The organism is Paenibacillus sp. FSL H8-0548, from assembly GCF_038630985.1.
Taxonomy (GTDB): Bacteria; Bacillota; Bacilli; order Paenibacillales; family Paenibacillaceae; genus Pristimantibacillus.
In genome coordinates this window covers 2,733,299-2,751,685 of sequence record NZ_CP152049.1, presented here as the reverse complement: position 1 = coordinate 2,751,685, position 18,387 = coordinate 2,733,299, and the positions used below count along the sequence as shown (strand labels likewise).

At 45.5% G+C, this 18,387-nt stretch carries 14 protein-coding genes and 1 pseudogene; 2 read left to right on the top strand and 13 right to left on the bottom strand.

Annotation, left to right across the window (positions count from 1 at the left end):
* Positions 1-75: 75 nt before the first annotated feature.
* The 8 genes from MHI37_RS11315 to MHI37_RS11280 form a co-directional block, all read right to left on the bottom strand.
* The gene (locus tag MHI37_RS11315; protein ID WP_342556549.1) at positions 76-960 is read right to left on the bottom strand and encodes a carbohydrate ABC transporter permease; all 885 of its coding nucleotides are present in this window, start codon (positions 958-960) and stop codon (positions 76-78) included.
* A gap of 18 nt (positions 961-978) precedes the next feature.
* A complete protein-coding gene (locus MHI37_RS11310; RefSeq protein WP_076339123.1) occupies positions 979-1,875 on the bottom strand; it encodes a sugar ABC transporter permease in 897 nt (298 codons plus the stop codon).
* 85 nt (positions 1,876-1,960) lie between these two features.
* Positions 1,961-3,397 (bottom strand): sugar ABC transporter substrate-binding protein, encoded by a 1,437-nt coding sequence (locus MHI37_RS11305; protein ID WP_342556548.1) that lies wholly within the window; start codon positions 3,395-3,397, stop codon positions 1,961-1,963.
* Between the two features lie 276 nt (positions 3,398-3,673).
* The gene (locus MHI37_RS11300; protein WP_076340095.1) at positions 3,674-6,271 is read right to left on the bottom strand and encodes a glycoside hydrolase family 3 N-terminal domain-containing protein; all 2,598 of its coding nucleotides are present in this window, start codon (positions 6,269-6,271) and stop codon (positions 3,674-3,676) included.
* Positions 6,272-6,557: 286 nt separating this feature from the next.
* Positions 6,558-8,294, bottom strand: coding sequence for an S-layer homology domain-containing protein (locus tag MHI37_RS11295; protein ID WP_076340096.1), 1,737 nt, complete (start codon positions 8,292-8,294; stop codon positions 6,558-6,560).
* Positions 8,295-10,097: 1,803 nt separating this feature from the next.
* Entirely contained in the window at positions 10,098-10,667 is a 570-nt protein-coding gene (locus MHI37_RS11290; RefSeq protein WP_076340097.1) for a manganese catalase family protein, read from the bottom strand.
* Between the two features lie 42 nt (positions 10,668-10,709).
* Positions 10,710-10,973: a spore coat protein CotJB gene (locus MHI37_RS11285; protein ID WP_076340098.1), complete on the bottom strand. Its 264-nt coding sequence runs from the start codon at positions 10,971-10,973 to the stop codon at positions 10,710-10,712.
* 3 nt (positions 10,974-10,976) lie between these two features.
* Complete coding sequence (locus MHI37_RS11280; protein ID WP_076340099.1) at positions 10,977-11,201, bottom strand: spore coat associated protein CotJA; 225 nt, start codon at positions 11,199-11,201, stop codon at positions 10,977-10,979.
* 219 nt (positions 11,202-11,420) lie between these two features.
* Here MHI37_RS11280 and MHI37_RS11275 point away from each other — a divergent pair.
* Positions 11,421-12,062: pseudogene (locus tag MHI37_RS11275) on the top strand (arylamine N-acetyltransferase); the annotation flags it as partial.
* Between the two features lie 181 nt (positions 12,063-12,243).
* Here the strand turns inward: MHI37_RS11275 and MHI37_RS11270 are convergent.
* Positions 12,244-13,488 (bottom strand): IS4 family transposase, encoded by a 1,245-nt coding sequence (locus tag MHI37_RS11270; protein ID WP_076340182.1) that lies wholly within the window; start codon positions 13,486-13,488, stop codon positions 12,244-12,246.
* Positions 13,489-13,663: 175 nt separating this feature from the next.
* On the opposite strand from MHI37_RS11270, the gene MHI37_RS11265 reads away from it, so the two are divergent.
* On the top strand, positions 13,664-13,897 hold the full coding sequence (locus MHI37_RS11265; protein ID WP_076339470.1) for a hypothetical protein: 234 nt from the start codon (positions 13,664-13,666) through the stop codon (positions 13,895-13,897).
* Between the two features lie 634 nt (positions 13,898-14,531).
* Here the strand turns inward: MHI37_RS11265 and MHI37_RS11260 are convergent.
* From MHI37_RS11260 to MHI37_RS11245, 4 genes are all read right to left on the bottom strand, one after another.
* Complete coding sequence (locus MHI37_RS11260; RefSeq protein WP_076339469.1) at positions 14,532-15,353, bottom strand: helix-turn-helix domain-containing protein; 822 nt, start codon at positions 15,351-15,353, stop codon at positions 14,532-14,534.
* 79 nt (positions 15,354-15,432) lie between these two features.
* The gene (locus MHI37_RS11255; protein ID WP_076339468.1) at positions 15,433-16,593 is read right to left on the bottom strand and encodes a sn-glycerol-1-phosphate dehydrogenase; all 1,161 of its coding nucleotides are present in this window, start codon (positions 16,591-16,593) and stop codon (positions 15,433-15,435) included.
* Positions 16,590-17,393: an HAD-IIA family hydrolase gene (locus tag MHI37_RS11250; RefSeq protein ID WP_076339467.1), complete on the bottom strand. Its 804-nt coding sequence runs from the start codon at positions 17,391-17,393 to the stop codon at positions 16,590-16,592. Before MHI37_RS11250 ends, MHI37_RS11255 begins: the two co-directional genes overlap by 4 nt.
* A gap of 108 nt (positions 17,394-17,501) precedes the next feature.
* Positions 17,502-18,284 (bottom strand): DeoR/GlpR family DNA-binding transcription regulator, encoded by a 783-nt coding sequence (locus MHI37_RS11245; RefSeq protein WP_256710694.1) that lies wholly within the window; start codon positions 18,282-18,284, stop codon positions 17,502-17,504.
* Between the last annotated feature and the right edge of the window lie 103 nt (positions 18,285-18,387).

Genomic DNA, 18,387 nt, shown 5'->3' with positions numbered 1-18,387 from the left:
AATTTGTTAGGACAAAAAAAAGCACACCACAATTTTCGTGGCGTGCTGCAACTTGAACTCATCATATCCATGCTCCTAGCCTTTGACAGAACCGCCTGTCACCTGCATAAAGGACTTGTTCGCTATAACATAAACGATGAGAATCGGTAATATGGACAAGCAGGCACCCGCCATAATGAGATGAGTTTGGGTTGCTGCTGTAGTGCCGTATCGCAAATCTGCTAAACCAACCGTCAAGGTTTGTAGTTTAGGGTTCGTCATCGTAAAAACAAGCGGCAAAATGTATTCATTCCAAGCGTTGCGGAAAGCGAACAAGGCAGCTACGCCTAAGCCCGGCTTCAATAACGGAAGGATAATTCGCCAATACACCGAGAAGAAATTGCATCCATCAATGTAAGCTGCCTCATCCAAATCCCGAGGAATTCCTTTGAAGAACCCAATCAGAATAAAGAAAGTCGTCGCATGCGCACTGATCAGTATAAATATGATTCCCCATAACGAGGAATTTAGATTTAACTTCACCATCAGCTCAAATTGAGGACGGATGACAACGGCGCCAATCGATATGAACATGGTTGCCGCTTGAAGCGAAACATAAAAGCTTTTGCCGAAAAAATTTCTGCGGTCCACGGCATAGGCTGCCATAGAAGCGAGGAGCAGTGTGCCAATCGTTGTGAATGTACTAATAAAAAGGCTATTCCAAGTGAATTTTGCAAAGTCAGCTTGTTTCCAAGCCTCCAGGTAATTCGAGAAATGCCATACACTTGGAAGAATAGTCGCACCCGTGGTTAGCTCTGCATTCGTTTTGAAGGAGCCAAATAGCGTAACCAGCACTGGAAATACAGTAAATATCGCGATCATGGCTAGAAATCCCCATACGATCAATCTGGAAAATAAACGTTTCGCTCTCCTGCCGGTTTTTGTCAATGGAGCGATTTTAGTTGCTGGTGCAGTGTTCATTACAGCTAACCCCCTAAGCTAGAAAATACGATTCAAACGTTTCGAGATCCAGAAATAACCGATCGTAATGAGTCCAACAATGACGGCAGACATAAAGCCTACAGCGCTACCATAGCCGATCTGCTGGATCATCGTGGAGCTAGACGAAATCGGGAAGAACATCCGATAGACATAAAGATACATGACTTCGGTTCGTCCGATTGGACCGCCCTCGGTTAAGACCATAATACTCTCGTAGCCCTTTAAAGAGATGGTGATCGCCAGCATAATAATCATTTGCAGCACAGGCCCCAGCATCGGAACGGTAATATAGACAAACTTTTGTCTAGCGTTCGCCCCATCTAGTGAAGCACTCTCATAGACATCATCTGGAATGCTTTGCAGACCCGCTAGAAATAGCAGCATGTAGTTTCCAATTGCTCCCCAGATCGCAACGATAATCGAAGTAAACATGGCCATATCCGGGCCAAGCCAATCAATCCCTTTGGAAACGATGTGATATTTCATGAGAAATTGGTTTATGATCCCGTTGTACGAATTGAAGATGTTAAAAAAGACGATGGAAATGACCGCCGTACTCAGTACAGTAGGCATAAAATAAATCGCTCTTAAAAAGTTTTTACCCTTTAGTCCTTTATTCAGAATGACCGCTAAAACTAACGAAAGTGGAATCGTGATGATAATTTTACCCGAAGCATAAATCGCCGTATTGACCACCGAGTTCCAATAGGCTTCATCTCGCATTAAAGCAGCGAAATTGCCAAAACCGATAAAGACTTCTTCCCCGTATCCTGGATAGCTATAGAACATATATCTAATCGCCCATAGAATCGGATAAATACCTAGCACCACGGTGAATATAAGACTGGGTATAATAAATGAGTAGGATTCTCCTAATTTACGCAGGCTCGTCATGTTCAATTTCATCTCCTTAAATAACAAGGATAGGGTTTGCGAGATGCCCCCTATCCTTCTGTGCAGGATTCAGATCATAGCCGTGTTATTTCGTTAACATCCCTTGCATGCTTTTCGCATCAAAGTCCGGCATGGCTTCCGTCGTTACGTCTCCGCTTGCTCTCGCTTTATCCAGCGCCACATTATATCGCGCATTGACATCCTCGATCATCTTATCCAAATCGCCGCCACTGATCGTGTATTTAATAAATAAGTTTGAAAAGTCCGTTCCATCCACGGTCACTTTCGGGGAAATCGGCCAAATGCCATCATTTTCTGTCGGAAGGAAGCCTTCAATGCCAGGAACTTCTGGTGTTTTGGACTTCGCAATAATGTCAGGAAGAAGGGATAATCCGTAACCACCCTCATAATACTTTTGCAGCACTTCATCGCTGTACATATAATCTAAGAACTGCCACGCTTCTTCTTTGTGTTTGGTCTGGCTGCTAATCGAAAGCCATGGACCTGTTTTCCAGTAGCCCGCTACGCCTTTAATCTCGCCGTCAATCGTTGGCGGCAGCGCTGCGGCCCAGTTAATTTTCGCAGGGAACTGTTCTAGATACACATTCGTCTCAGCGGAAATAGAGAGGTACATGCCAATCTTTCCTTCGGCAAATTGAGCACGAAGCGGATCAATATCCATAGCCTCAACGCCCGGCAGCATGCTGCCATCGTCTTTCATTTGTTTGAATGCGGTCATAATGTCTGCAAATCCAGAAAAATCATATTTGCCTGTTTTAAAATCGTAGCCATAGCCGCCAATACCACTGAGTTCAGCGATCGAGCGTGGCGCTTTCTCAAAGGAGTTGTCTGCTCCTTTAAAGTTAATGGCAAAGCCGTAAGCTCCGGTATCCTTGCCAGCTTCAGTCAACTTTTTAGCCGTTTCTATCATTTCATCCAACGTCTGAGGAGGAGCGGCAATGCCCGCTTTCTCAAATAAATCCACATTATAAATAAGTCTGCTTGAATAGCCGTAGTTTGGAAGGGAATAGATTTGGCCATCCATCATATTGGACTTGTCAATCAGCGCCCCTCCAAATTTAGCGTCCATTTCCGCATTCATGTAACCATTCAACGGTTCCAGATATCCTTTTTTGACAAAGGGTATAAAGTTGCTTGGTGTGGTTCTAATAATGTCCGGTGCTTGCTTGCTCGAGAAGGCAATGTCCACGGACTGGTTATAGTTTTCAGACAGCCCTTTTACTTCGACTTCGATGTTGTTTTTATTCGTTTCGTTAAACCTTTGGACGACCTCCTGAATATAGGCCAAATCATGTCGATCCTCTGTCCAATAGTTTAGCTTCACCTTCGGTGCATCACTGGTTCCCTCGTTAACGGCTGCATTGGTGGACTGTGGCGATGTTTCGTTTGTCCCCTTAGGTGAATTCGTCGTATTACCGCCACCTGAGGAGCATGCACTCAACGTCAGAGCGAGAATGGTGCTTACTGTCAACATACTTGTTTTGTTCATTTTATTAAACATGAATGCTTCAACCCCTTCGGCTTTTGTATAGCTGGTTATAGTAGTAATTATAATGAACAGGCACCAAAGACATAATGGGATAAACCGACTGAGAAGGGGGGGATTCCGATGATCTTCCTACCAATCTGAGCCGCTGCTCTCCCATGCTTGAATTTGTGACAATGGCGTTTGAATGGCATATAACAGCAAAGAAAAACGAGCCTATAGAATCGCTTCTATGGCTCGTTTTTCGTTCAGGGAGACCTATTTGCATCCCGGAATCCCTTTGCTTCGCATTTATTCGATTAATTGTGCAACAGTGGATAGATCGAAAATATCAATTTTCCCATCTGGATTTACATCCGCTGCCTTAAAGCTAGCCCAGTTAGGGCTTTGATCTGTCTTACCAAATGCTGCGGCAACGATGCCAAGGTCACCAATGGACACTTTGCCATCGCCGTTCAGGTCGCCTTTAGTGTATCCAATGCTTATCGTTTTGGAAGCTTCGGCAAGCGGTGTTTCAACACCGTTTCCATCAGCCAAAATAATATTAGTTAGCGTAACATCAGTAGTAGCAATCTGTGTATTCGATTTTGCTTTAAGCTGTAAGCTTAATAGATCGCCATCCGAATTAATCGCATTCCCTTCCCCTAGGCTCGCGAAAATAATTCGTACTTTCCCTGGCGCCTTCACCTCTTTACTGATGACTTCCAAACCTGTTTTCAATGAAGTTGCATCAACAAAGTCCAATTTAGCCGGATCAAAATTAAGAGTAAGCTCTTGCGCATATACGTTTTGAGCTACTTTATCCAGACCAAAGTTCAAGCTAAAGTCTTGTCCACCCGCTACAGAAGTTTCTCCGGTTAGCGTAGCACTAATGTCAGAAACGTTGGCTTCGTAAGATAATCCAAAACCAAATGTGTAGTCGTCACCAACTGCATTCGTATACGTGTAATCGAACGACTCGGCGTAGCCTGGTACGTCCGGCGCGTTATTCTCTACTGCCGCTTGGTTAGCTGGGACCGTGATCGGCAGCTTACCTGTAGGGTTGTAACGTCCGCGCAGCACGTCGAGCAGCGCTTCAGCCTTGACGTTGTAGGTTGCCACGACAGCTGCAGCACCGGGCTCAACCTCGTTCATAACCCAAGGATTGGTCATGTTGACTACGAGGGCAGTCGGAACAGCCTCCTGGATTTGTTTGACACGATCAACGTTGATACCAGTGAGTGTGCCCAACTGGATCTCCACTGTGGAGAGGTCAGGGTACTCGTATGCTCTCGGACGCAACACCACGAGGGCTGCGGTTGCCTCCTCGAGCGTGCCTACGATGTTTACTGACGGATCCTCCTTAGCAATGAGTGCCTTCATTGAAGCAGTCTGAGCAGCACTGTTGTTACCGTTGAAAACCTCAACGTACAGCTTCGTAGTTGCGAGTTTTTCATCGGTCAGCGGCAGCAGTCCCTCATTGTTGCGAAGGAGTGTAACCGACTTGCGGTGAGCCTCGTCGGCACGTTCCTGGTTTGCCGTGGAGTCTGCGATTGCCTGAGCCGCAGCCGGGTCAACGTACGGGTTCTCGAACAGTCCGAGATTGAATATCTCCGAAAGCAGAAGCGTCAAATGAGGTGTGAGCTCTTCTTCATCGAGCACACCCGTGTTAACCGCGGAGATGAGTCCACTCGGGTTGTTGCTGTCAGAGAATATGCTAGTTCCCGCGCGGATCGCCTTGGCGAACTTCTGCTCAATTGGCAGGCTCTCCACACCATAGGCCATGTTGGCCAACACGCCGCTGTCACTGTTCACGTAGCCTTTGAAGCCCAGCTCGCCCCGCAACAGGTCAGTGATGATACCCTTGTTGTAGGCACCTGCCACTTGCTCGAACTGCTCGGTTTCAGAGTACCAAAGCTCTTTCGGGAGCTGATCGGCACTCATCTCGTTGTTAGGAACGTTATAGAAGGACATGATCGAACTCGTTCCTGCTGCAATTGCAGCCTGGAACGGTGGAAGCTGATACTCAAATAAACTTCCAGCCGTCGGGTAGAGCGTATACTTGCCGTGTGGTAAGTGCGGGTCCAAACCTCTTAATACTGGTCCGTCACCTGGGAAGTGCTTGATGGTATGAGCTACAGAATCGCTGTTGATTTCCTCCCCTTGGAAGCCTTTGACAAGCTCAGTGGCTATCATCGCGTTTAACTGAGGGCTCTCTCCGAAAGATTCGCTGATACGGCGCCAACGCGGCTCTGTCACGACCTCAACTGTAGAGCCGTAGATTTTGCGAATGCCGGACGCGCGCCACTCTTCGCGGGCGATCTCTGCAAAGTCGCGGTTAAGAGCTTGGTCTTGTGTTGCCGCCATGCCCAAAGCTCCGGGCCAAATGGAGAACTGTCCAGAAGCCTCTTGGAAGCCGAACTGGAGAGATTCTGCAATGTAGTTCCGCGGGTTGGAGGTAAATACGATCGGGATACCCAGCGGTGTGGCTTCTGCGATCTTCTGATACGTGTTGTTCCGTGTAGCGATATCGAAGGCAGTAGGATTATCGCGTAAGATGAAGTAACGTAGGTTACGATTCTCGATGAAATCGTTGACGGTAGTAGCGTTAGGATTAGAGGTGATATTCATGAGGCCAGCTTTCTCCGCCACGCTCATGCGCGAAATGAGGTCGGCCACGCGCTCCGCTGTAGATTTCTCCCAGTTTTCATAAATGTCCAGTTCACCGTTACCGTTTAAATCTCTGTATTTCTTGCCATCAATCGTAAGTATTTCCTTCACTTGACTGGAGATTACAGGCTGTGTTGCGCCTTCAGCCGCACTTGCGTTTGATAGACCAAGCGAAGATAGCAACACCGAACCAAGTACAAGCAATGCGACTGGTTTAGATTTTTTCGAGATCGAATTCATATTTTTCCCCTCACATTAATCATATTTTATACTGCTTGTGATTCCCTTTTTAGGTTTTCATTGATGAGATTTCCTTTACAATTCCTTTGTTAAACACTTACAAATCGAATAGTAAAACTAGTAAACTTTTAATGGCGCATACCAAATATCTTGATAAACTTAGTTTACTTAAGGTGGACCTCTCATTTTATGAATATCACCTCCTTTATTACTAGCAAAAAAATCTCTCTTTCGATTCTAGTACTATTTCGTCATGGAACTAGAATCGAAAGAAGTCGTCTAATTCCTACTTGTACAAATTTGTATAAATGTTATACATCAAAACAGCTGCTTGAGCTCTATTCGTTGTTCCTTTTGGATCGATCGCGCCCCCAGCTCCCTGAACAAGTCCCATTTTGACCATTGCAGCAACGCTTTGAACAGCATAATCTGCTATTTTCGCATGATCCTTAAATTGGCTCAGTTGTTCCTCATTCGCGTCTGTTGTCATTTGTTTAACCACTCGCAACGTACGCTCTGTTAATACGATCATGTCTTCCCTTGTAATTGGCTCGTGAGGCAGGAAACTATTGTTGCCTACGCCTTCCGTAATGCCGAGGCCTCTAGCGATTTTTACAGCATCATAGTAATAATCGCTTTCTTTTACATCCGCAAATTCGCTTCCGGCTCCCTTACTTACGTCAACCTCTAAAGTCCGTACTAACAAGACTAGAAAGTCGGCGCGTGTAACGGACTGACGAGGAGCAAACGCCTTGTCTGAGATACCGTTGATAATCCCTTTGGATGCCAAAACCTCAATCTGTTTTTTTGCCCAATCCAATGCAGAAATATCGTCAAATGTTTTTTGAACAAATGCTACAGCGTACTTGCTTAAGTGTGTAGTCGAAAAAACGACTGCTCTCGTAGTGGCATCATACCTGCCATTAGGAACCGGAACCACTTTTCCCTCTTCATTTAAATACCATACAACGATATGCTCAGGGCTCTTTAATTCTTCTGTGCTCAGTGAATAGGGCACGACTACCGTTACAGGAGAATTCGGGTTGTTCCAAGAGATTTTTTTGTCATCGACATACAGGCTTATATCTCTAACAGGTCGATCCCCGATTTGCTTCCCTAGCGCTTGATCTAGCTCACTGGCATCTACTTTTCCGATCCTCAAGCTTATGCTACCGGCAGTTACTTCACCGACATTAAACATTTTATTGGATATTAAAATAGTCCCAAGCGGCGAAGTTACTTTGATTTGAACCAAACCTCCATTACCTGCAAAAGCGGATGTCGGTAACTCCAATTCGTAGGCTGCTGCACCTGGTACTTCTTTCATGACAACCTCTATATTTTTTACTCCTTTTTCATTGGCTGCTATCTGATTGACCGCCTTATCCCAAGCTGCCTGGGTTACAATTGCTGTTGCTATTTTCGTTTCAGCATTCAGCTTCACGTCCGAATTTAGTATCCCTGGTGTTGACTGATCAATTGGCGGGTTTACAACAGTTCCCGGACCTCCAGAGCCTGGATTGCCTGGATTGCTTGGATTACTGCTAGTAATCGATGCGCTCACCTTCGTATCTGGTTGATACAGATGTCCGGTCATTTGGCTATCCACCGTCTGAACGGATTTAAGCTCAAGTGCAGCGGTTCCTTCTTGAATTGTTTTGAACGTTAGGGTCGCTAAATTTAAGGCACCGCTGTCACCCGCTACTTTATGTAACTTAGTACTTGCAAATCGCAATTGATTACCTTCGACCATTGGCTTGATTGAGAATCCACCGGATATGCCGCCTTGAACTCCCTTATATTCCAGCAAGGTTTGATCAAAATTGAGAATGAATTCATATCCATACACATCCTTCAAATCATTCCCAGTAACGGTAATCTGCAGCTCATTGCCTAACGCTACCTGGTTGTTAGTCACGTTTAAAGTAAAGGAAGGAGCGGCATCTGCATACGTAACCAGAGGAGCTACACATACAAAGCACATTAATAAAATTAAGCTGAGCAAATACGATTTACGTCTCACGATGAAGGTTCCTCCCTTATATAGAGACAGGAGGAACGGCTACGCTCTCCCCTGTTTCTCAATTACTCATTTAATTTCGTCATTGTTGAAAGATCGAAAATATCATTTTTTAGTAGATCGCCATCCGTATTTATCGCATAGCTTGTACTATCATGGTCATAGGCTTTCAATGTCCAAGCACCCAGTCTCGTTCTTTATTAAGCGCATACATAAATATTGAAATAACTTTATGATTCAGGTGGATATCTCAGCAATTCACCTCCATTTAATTGCTTAGCCGTGTTATGGCTATGTCTTACTCCCCTGATTGCAATGCTTTTTCTATCTTGCGGAAACATGGTGCCATTCCGTTATCCGATACATCAGCCATCGCTATGTAAGAGATTAGGTTAATCATAATAGAACTGTATCTGAAACATAACGGGACAAACCGATTGTGATGGGGGGGATTCCTATGAAATGTGTTTAATAGAATTCACTGGGTTAATTTATAAGAGCCTAGCGGCAGGATCGCTGCCAAGGCAGTCGCGACGCGTTAACGCCGTCATTCATCTCTGCGGGGTCAGGTATAGCTCGACGTTTCAGCTCATTTCCAGCCGTCTTGTCTCCATTGTTGGCAGCTATGCTGCAAATGCGCGGGAAAGTTTACTTTATTGGCTGTCACGAGCAGAGCTCGTGCTGCAGCTAGCTGCATTTGTTCTATGCATGTTTGTGTATCACCCTATACATCACAAAACTCACACACACATCGTCTTTTTCCTCAACTTTCCCCATGCTCGATGCCGCTCCTCAAATCCTCACTTCCCCTACTCCCAGCTCCCAGCTCCCAGCTCTGAAGCTATCCTGCACTTTTGCAGTAACTTCGTGCGATTGGGACGCTCTAGCTGACCTATCCTGTACTCACGCATTATAGATCGTCATTTCAGCTCATCTCCAGCCATTTTATCTCCATTGTGGGCAGCTATCCTGCTTACGTACAGGATAGCTGCCCTAAACCATTAAAAAGAGTAGGCTACCCTGCAAATGTGCAGGATAGCCTATACTCATTCTTATGATTGACTGTAACGGCAAAGCTCGTACTGCTGCCGCCTTTGTTCTAGGCATGTTGGTGTAGGCTCCATATCCTTCACACAAACAAACACACGCATCGTCTTTTCCTTCAACTTCCCCCACGCTCCATGCCGTTACTCAAATCCTCACGTCTCCTACTCCCAGTGCTGAAGCTATCCTGTACTTTTGCAGTAACTTCATGCTATTGGGACGCTCTCCCAGCTGAGCTAAGCCCCCACGATCATTTTCATGCCATTCTTTATGGTAGGGGAACCAACCATACGTGGACTCCCACCGCTCAGTATTACACTGTCCAAAACGGCTGGTTTAGAACTTTTCTTATTCCCCATCACAACTCTCGCAAATCGACTATAAAGAGTTCAAGCATAATGCACAGAATCCCCCTTACGGGTGACTCGAAATCGCAGACGCATCAGTTCACACTTCTAACGGAAACCACAGACGCTAAATCGCCTTTATTTTCCGTTTCAAGATTCTAACGGAAACACAGACCTCTATTTGTACCCTACATGCCCGATCTCGCCTCATTTCTGCGGAATAGCGTCTCTGACTTCCGTTAAAATGTGACGCTAGCCAAAAATGGAACTTTAGCGTCTCTGGCTTCCGTTAGCTTTCGTTATCTGCTCTCCGACTGCTCCCGCAGTATCGTCATCCACAAGTTCGGAGAATGCATAGTTTCCTATACAATAAAAAAACCTCCCCACAGCCAAATCGCTGCAGAGAGGCCCACCTTTAATAAAACACCTTCTCATCCCGCTTTTCCTTAAGTATCTCCACCGCTTCCCGGAAGCGCAGCGAATGCACGATCTCCCGCTCCCGTAGGAACTTCAAGCTGTCCTGCAAATCCACATCATCAGTCAGGTCAATCAGCCACTGATACGTCGCCCGCGCCTTCTCCTCCGCCGCAATATCCTCATACAGATCCGCAATCGGATCACCTTTCGCTTGAATATAGGCCGCGGTCCATGGGATGCCACCAGCATTCTCATAAAACAAAGCACTGTCGTGAGCAACGTAATGCGCACCTAGTCCGGCTTTTTTTAGCTGCTCAGGGGTCGCGTCCTTGGTCAGCTTGTAGATCATGGTCGCGATCATCTCAAGGTGGGCGAATTCTTCTGTCCCTATATCCGTAAGCAAACCAATAACTTTGTCGGGTATCGTGTAACGCTGGTTTAAGTATCGAAGCGCCGCGGCAAGCTCTCCATCGGCACCGCCATATTGCTCCATGAGGAACTTAGCCATCAATGGATCGCATTTGCTAACTCGAACAGGGTATTGCAGCTTCTTCTCATATACCCACATGCAGGGTACCTCCTCCAACGTCTGCTTTAGCCAAACCTGTAATCACACCTGCCACGGCCAAGGCGTATCATTCCATGACCAAGGCACGCCAGATAAGCTTTGACCAAAATGCTTCAAAGGACCATATCTCGATTCATAATTATGTGCGACCTGCTGCCTTACTTGAGCGAATTGATTATATTGCTGTATAGCATTCACATCGGTCGGATGCGTATCCAAATACAAGTTTAATTCCACTAGCACAAAATCAATCGCTTGCAGCTCATGAAGCAGCTTGTAATACTCCTCATCCAAAATAGCAGACATCAGTTAATCACCAGCTTCCTGTCTGGCATTTTTTGAGTCATATGGACTAAACAACGCAGGCCACAGTGTCCCGTATCGAAGTGCTTCGTAGGGCGAAAACTGCGGCAAATTGGGCGGCTGAAAAGAAATAAACAATTGCGGCGGCACGCTGAAGCTTTTTATTTCTATAGGTGGACACGGATCAAATGGACCAACAAAGGGCTTATAATATCGCACCTGATTATTCACCAAGTTGTCTCCTCTCACAATGTTCTTACCATCAGTATATGTACGGATACTTGACTACAATAACTATGCGTGCAGCAATTTAGATTTTTATATCGATCAATGAAGAAAAAACAGCTGTATCGGTACAACTGCTTTTTTTTGCATATTGAGTCCTATGCGTTTCTCCTATACGATACTCGTATAGCCAGTGCTTGAATTTCAAGAAAACGAGGTGTCCGCATGTACCTGATGACTAATGATGAAATAAAAGCATACTTAAATCGAATCGGCATTAAAGAAATCCAGCCGCCAACAAAATCCTATTTGTTCGAGCTTCATAAGGCTCATGTGAAAGCTCTCGCTTGGCAAACAATTGATATTTTCACAGGCAGACCCGCATCTATGGAGTTCCAGCAATCCATCGCGCTTGTTATAAGCGGAAGAAGCGGTTATTGTTTTCACTTGAATGGCGCATTCAGCGTGCTGCTGCGTTCACTCGGTTATAAGGTCTGTTTACACCGGGCTGGCGTTCAGCCGTTAGGCACTGAGCCTCGGATCAATTCCTTTCATCTTGGACTATCTGTCCAATTACTGAATGGTGGGCAGGAAGAAGAAACCTGGATCATTGACGTAGGACTCGGGGATATGCTCTTCGAGCCTTTGCCTTTCCACTTTGCAACGTATGAACAAGCTCCTTTTACTTATAAGCTGACAGCGTCTAGCCTTGTCGATAGGGGCTGGCGTTTAGAGCATGATCCGCTTGCTTCCGTTGTTGGTGCAGACTTTGATCCGACGCCTATAAAGGATCTTGAGGAATTTATGCCAAAGCATGAATATTACAGCCGCTCACCGGAATCTCCCTGGTTTAATATGTTTTTGATCACTAGCATTGCATAAAAATCGTATAGTCTTGTCAAGCGCTTATCCAGGTTACAGTATTAGTAAAAGAAAGGAGACCTATGGTTAGTGAGAATTTTCAGAATATAAAATCATGACAGTTAGTGCCAAAAAGACAAGGGGTGCTGTGATTCAGACAATCCATTATCCACATAATGTTAGATATTTAAATTACCGGATCATATGCCAGTTCGTCCAAGTGATCTTCTTCACCATTCTCGAATTGCTGTAGCGTCTCCGCAAATATGCGCTCATGATCGTAGGTCCGTCGCCCCTTGGATGTTCGGGTGCGGTCCCCGTACCATTTTCGGATCATCGCTATCAAGGGCTCGTCCCAGCAACGTTGCATCAGTTTATAGATGATTAATAAGTTACCCTGGAACGCAATCTTTCGCTTAAGAAGCAGAAGCAGACAATACGTGATGAGTGCAATGCGGATTTGCGTATAGACTGCATTGGCGCTGATACCATAGAACCGCTTAATGTGCAGATGCTGCTTGACCCACTTGAAGAACAACTCGATGTGCCAGCGGCGACGGTAGAGCTCGCCAATCTCGATTGGCTCCATGGTCCTTTCATTCGTGATGATGGTAATGAGATTGCCCTTGCTATCATGTGTTTCGATTAACCGCAGCGTATGCTCCATTTGGTTTACACCAGGCTTGCCTAATCGCACGATGGCTTCTCTTAGAATGGGTCCCTCGGCATTCACAACCTTCTCTTCAAGGACCGTGACGACCGCATTAGCCTTCAAACGAGTGATGAATCGCGTACCATTTTCGCAATACTGGTCGAATAAGTCATAATCGAGATAAGCGCGGTCAAACAGATTCATCGCATCCGGTTCCTGCACGACAAGCTCGTTCATCTCTGTCTTGTCCGAGGCTTTTGCCGGTTTAAGGACGACTTTATCTGGACTTACCATCTGTTCGTGATAGACTACGCGGGTATGCATCTTGATGCCAGCTTTCGTGTTGCGAAATTCTGCCCACCGATGCTTCGTTAGACAGAGAGAGATCGTGGAAGAATCAATCAGATTCAACCGTCCAAGTGCTGCCGTTCCTTTCTGAAAGCCGTATTCCCTGTGAATCTGCTGAATGAGATGGCCAAGTGTCGCATCGAATAGACCTGGATCCAAGTCTCGCAATTTTCGGGAAAGCTGCGAAGCACTGATCGATTCCAATGCCAGTTCTCGTTGCAGCTCTTCACTCATGCGAACGTCCAAACTGATGTCAGCCAAACTCTTGACTTGGCACAACTGTGCAAAGATAAACAACTTACAGAATGTAACGGAATCCAGCTTCTTCGTGTACTTATCCAGTCCAAGTTTTGCAATCTGGTTCAATAAAAATTCTCGATCAAGAGGAATAAGGTATTCCTTAAAAGTGGATTTTGTAGTATCCTTGTCCATGCGATCTCCTTATGAGTAGGGATTTGGACAGGACTGTCTTCTTCCCTAATCATAAGGTTTTTTCTTTGGGTAAAGCCACCTTAATTATTACATATTTAGAACAATTTTCTCATATAGGCTTTTCGGTGATCGCACTTGACAAATCTGATTTTTGTTTATGCAATGCTAGTGGTTTTTGATTAAAAATAGGAATGAAGCAGAAGGCCATGAGCTGCGAGGCTGCATATGGAAAAAGCTTGACCGAAGCGGTATGACTAAAACGGAGATTCAAACAAAATCAGTGTGGCTGGAGCTGCTCGGTGAGCAATTTGGAGAAAAGCTAGTTAACTATAGCGGTTTGGAGAAGGATCAGCTCTGGAAGCGAGTCCAAGCTGACCATGAGGAATGGAAGAATTCGTCAGCAAAATAGATCTTAGCTTAAATTATATAAGTTGAACTTAAGTTTTAGAAACCAATGGTAAAGAAATAGCGCGATAGGATGAGGCTACGCTGCAGTTTGTACAACGTAATCGACGTGACTTGCCTGACTCAATACGTACACTGTAGTTTGTGCAATAGGTTGCCTAGTATAGGGCGATATTCGTTGGTTTGGAGCTAAATCTCCTGCAATAGTACAATGTAGCCATCTGAAACAGCTCTCATGTAAGGTTTCTATTGTACGAAGTGCAGGCTACGCTGCTTCTCATTAAACGATATACCTTGAACCAAGGTGAAACGGCTATCGCCGTCCTTTGGCGGCGCCAGCGCGTTTCATTTCGAGAAATATAGAGAAAGTATGGCGAAATGATATCCTTTCCTATATTTTAAAAAAATGAAGATTTAGCGAAGCGAGAAGATTGTTTCTCTAGAAACGAAGTGTTCGCCTTTGCAGCCATATTCTTACCTTTAAATGTCTTAGGAAATCAAAGAATCTGGCTGCAACAGCGACCCTTCAGAATGATCTACTCGCGCAGCGACCAAAACGCAAATGTTTAGTTCAACTTATATAGAAGAGACCAGCCGCTTCAACTTAAGCTGCTGGCCTTTGCATCAATAAAGCCGATTTATTGATTTCTCCCACCGCTATCTTCCGATAGCCTAATGTATTCCCTCGGACTTGTGCCCATCTGCTCACGGAACAAATAGGCGAAGTGGTTGTAGTTTTGAAAGCCAACATCGAAAGCAGCCTCAGTAGCTGTCCGGTCAGAGTGTTTAATAAGCAAGGCAGCCTGCCGAATGCGCATCGCGTTCATCGTCTCAACGATCGTCGAGCCCGTTTCTTCTTTAAATAAATGAGAGAGCCTAGAGCTGGATAACCCAACCGATTTGGCAACATCCTCAATACGAACGGTTTCTCTCATATGCTTGGAAAGATAATGCAGTGACTCCTCCACTCTCGGATCTACTTTGCGCCTGCCGCGTTCAGCCATAAGCAGCAAAATACTGCGAATTTCATTTTCGCATAATGCGATCCAGAAGGACCGCTGTTCTCTTGAATCCTGAATAACATTTCTAAGGGCACGATAGACTCTTTTCTGCAGATGAGCCTTACCCAGAGATTGAATAATAACTTCGTCCGCAGGTAAATAATTGGTTTCAATCATATTCGGAAAATGAGCCCATATAAAATTCCACTGGCTGCCCGGAGCCGTTCCATACTGGTGGGAAACACCGCTGCGCAATAACGCAACATCCCCCGCCGAGCAGCTTTCCTCACCCGCAGGAGTGCGAAAATATCCGCTGCCTTCCAGCGTATACGTAATTAGCCAATCCGACATACCAGAAGGCCGGCTTGTCATATATCGATCAGGCTCGTTGAAGTGCCCTGCAACAATCGTGCCATTGGAGAGAGAAGCGTAATTATGAAAACTATCATAGGTAGCCATGACAGTCCTCCTTCACCTTTTTACCCTTAGCATACTGTGTTGATCATACTAGTTCAATAGAAACCTAGCGTGTGCGAAATCATCGTTCATTAAACGTTCTCAATAGGGTGTAACGGTTAGGCCGAATGCGATGGGCTTCTCTCAAGCTTCTCTCTAGCAAAGCGGCATCAATTCCTAATTGCTTCGGCTCTGTCGGACCACCAACCGCTTCGATTAACTGACGAATCGTTTGTTGATCCGGTATTTGACTGATTAGCTTCCGAGTAGCTTCCTGCTGCTCTGCTGTAAGAAAGCTCAAGTCTCCACTAGCTAGCTCGTGATAGAAAGAAGAAATTTCTGCGCAGGCAACGCCTACTTTTGCACCGTGAAGAATTTGTCTTCTCTCCAGGCGCAGAAACTCCATTTCCCAATAATGCGAGAGATGATGCTCGGCACCCGAGGCAGAGTGAGATTGTCCAAATAGCAGCATCGCGAAGCCAGAGGTTAACAAAGCGTCTGTTAAAAGTCTGATGCCTTCTGGACTCCGTTTGGCAATCTCATCAACATGCTCAACACACAGAAGAAGAGCCTTTTCGGTTAAATCTGCTACTACTTGTGAATACGGCTCGCCACCTGCCAATGCCCCGAACTTCCAATCAAATAACGAGGTGAATTTGCCAAGCATATCGCCAAAGCCAGCTGCAACAAGTGCAGAGGGAGCTTGCACCAATATATCTAAATCCGCAAAAATAGCTGAAGGTCCGATCGACTGAATCGTTATCTTATCTCCACGTAGAATTACAGGCGCTCCTTTGGAATTGAATCCATCTACAGACGGTGCTGTCGGTAAGGAAATAAACGGAACATTCGTTGTGTATCCTGAGAACCGGGCAATATCGTGCAGCGTTCCTGAACCAACCGCGATTACAGCTTCAGCCGCTTGTGATTTGATATCCAGCATTAATTGCACTAGGGACGCTTCATCCGCAATAACATCCCCTTGCAAATTGGGCTTTATGATGGATACATGGACATCGATGCCCGCTGCATGAATTGATACCTCAAGCGAATGTCCAGCAATGGCATAGGTCGTTTCATCCGCAACGATAATCACTTTATGGTATAAGCTTTCTTTAAGATAAGGGGCAACTTTACTGATCGCGCCTGCTTCCAATACAACGGGGCCCATGTCGAGCACGCGAAGATCCATTCCTTCTTCCTTGGACGCTTGTTCTCTAATAGTAGCTAAAATATCGCTCATATAAGCTCCTCCTTCAGCGCTAGTAATGGGATCAAATCCGAAATTGAATTCCAAACCCAGTCTGGCTGTTCATTTGCTAGTAATGCATCTTGACTGCTGGATGAACCACTAAGAACAAGTGCGGTTTTTATCCCTGCTCTCTTCCCTAAAGCAATATCGGAAGCCAAGCTATCGCCTATGACTAAACAACGCTCTGGAGTCACACCGAGGGTGCGCAAGGCCGCTTCTGCCATCATCGCTGACGGCTTGCCGACAACAAGCTTAACATCCTTCCCCGTTGTAGCAACGATTGCCGCTACCATTCCAGCGACATCAATCGATTCTCCATCTTCTCCTGGAAAAGATTTATCGGCATTTGTTGCTATAATTTCCGCTCCGCTGCTTACAGCTCGAAAGGCCTGATTCAGCTCCTTATAGGTCAAGCTTTCATGCAGTGTAATTACTAAATGATTTGCTTCCTCTGGATGCTTCGCCATGTCGATATCCCAAGATTGCAGTTCCTCTCTCAGCCCATAGTCACCAAGCGTCCAAACCTTAGCAAGCGGCTCGTGCATTCGCAAATATTGTGCAGTAACCGTTGAGGTTAGCAGAATTTCGTCAATTGCGGCTGAAATCCCCATTCGCTGAAGCTTTTCTTGGCACATCACCCGGGAAATATTTCCGCGATTGCTTAAATAAACAATCTTTTTTCCGTGCTTCTTCAGATGATCAATGGCCTCCATCGCCCCGTCAATCGCCTGATTGCCTCTATATATCGTTCCATCCAAATCTATAATATAGCCTTCGATCTCATTCAGCATTGTGCAGCTCCCTCCGTTTCATCCCTCCTCTATTTTCCTTTCATTTATCATCATTTGTCAACGATTGAATGCTTTTATTGACGTTTTCAAATGCTGTTATATGACAGCTTATTTGTTGTCATTTGCTGCAGCTATTATAATTTCTACACCTTTTATTTTTTCTAAATATCGTTTATCCGCTTTGCCATCTGTGATAAGGGTATGAATGCCAGCCAATTCCACTGATGTCGCTATAGAGCGTCTGCCTAGCTTAGTGTGATCAGCCAGCGCAATCGTTTTTCTCGCATTAGAAGCCATTTTTTTCTTAAGCTCCGCCTCGTATAAGCTGAAATCGGTCATGCCTTCTTCCACACTAACTCCTTCGGCAGAGGTAAAGAACAAGTCGCCATGAATGCCATCAAGCAAATTTTTTCCGAGTACGCCCTCTACCGTTCTTGAACCGGATCTAAGAACACCTCCAATTAGGATGACATTGATCCGCGGATTCTGATTAAGCGTCATAGCGGCATCGAGCCCATTCGTGACTACCGTTAAATAATCATAATCGGCAAGCACCTTCGCCAGCTCAAGCACGGTCGAGCTTGCGTCGAGTAGAATGCATTGCCCCTTGGTGACGAGCTGCGCAGCTTGCTGGCCGATTGCTCTTTTCTCCGCATAGTTCATCTCGCTTCGCGCAACGAACGAATCTCCTCGAAAACTATTTTTCTTGTTCGCTAGAACGGCGCCGCCATGCGTACGTTCAATTACACCTTCATCCTCAAGCATCCGGAGATCAGTACGGAGTGTTCCCTCGGAGACATTCATTTCCTTCGCCAGCTCCTTAACGACAACCTGACCCTTTAGCTTCAACCATTCCACGATTTTCTCTCTACGCTGCGCAGCAAACATCATAAGCCTCCCTCTCATTATGAACCACACAAACAAACAACAAAATATATTAACAAACAACAATAAAAATCAACATATGCAGCTATCTACATTCTGACATAACCAA

Bases quoted from the DNA above. Each gene is read 5' to 3' on its own strand.
- MHI37_RS11315 (WP_342556549.1), bottom strand. From the start codon at position 960: ATGAACACTGCACCAGCAACTAAAATCGCTCCATTGACAAAAACCGGC.
- MHI37_RS11310 (WP_076339123.1), bottom strand. From the start codon at position 1,875: ATGACGAGCCTGCGTAAATTAGGAGAATCCTACTCATTTATTATACCC.
- MHI37_RS11305 (WP_342556548.1), bottom strand. From the start codon at position 3,397: ATGTTTAATAAAATGAACAAAACAAGTATGTTGACAGTAAGCACCATT.
- MHI37_RS11300 (WP_076340095.1), bottom strand. From the start codon at position 6,271: ATGAATTCGATCTCGAAAAAATCTAAACCAGTCGCATTGCTTGTACTT.
- MHI37_RS11290 (WP_076340097.1), bottom strand. From the start codon at position 10,667: ATGTGGGTATATGAGAAGAAGCTGCAATACCCTGTTCGAGTTAGCAAA.
- MHI37_RS11285 (WP_076340098.1), bottom strand. From the start codon at position 10,973: ATGTCTGCTATTTTGGATGAGGAGTATTACAAGCTGCTTCATGAGCTG.
- MHI37_RS11270 (WP_076340182.1), bottom strand. From the start codon at position 13,488: ATGGACAAGGATACTACAAAATCCACTTTTAAGGAATACCTTATTCCT.
- MHI37_RS11260 (WP_076339469.1), bottom strand. From the start codon at position 15,353: ATGGCTACCTATGATAGTTTTCATAATTACGCTTCTCTCTCCAATGGC.
- MHI37_RS11255 (WP_076339468.1), bottom strand. From the start codon at position 16,593: ATGAGCGATATTTTAGCTACTATTAGAGAACAAGCGTCCAAGGAAGAA.
- MHI37_RS11250 (WP_076339467.1), bottom strand. From the start codon at position 17,393: ATGCTGAATGAGATCGAAGGCTATATTATAGATTTGGATGGAACGATA.
- MHI37_RS11245 (WP_256710694.1), bottom strand. From the start codon at position 18,284: ATGATGTTTGCTGCGCAGCGTAGAGAGAAAATCGTGGAATGGTTGAAG.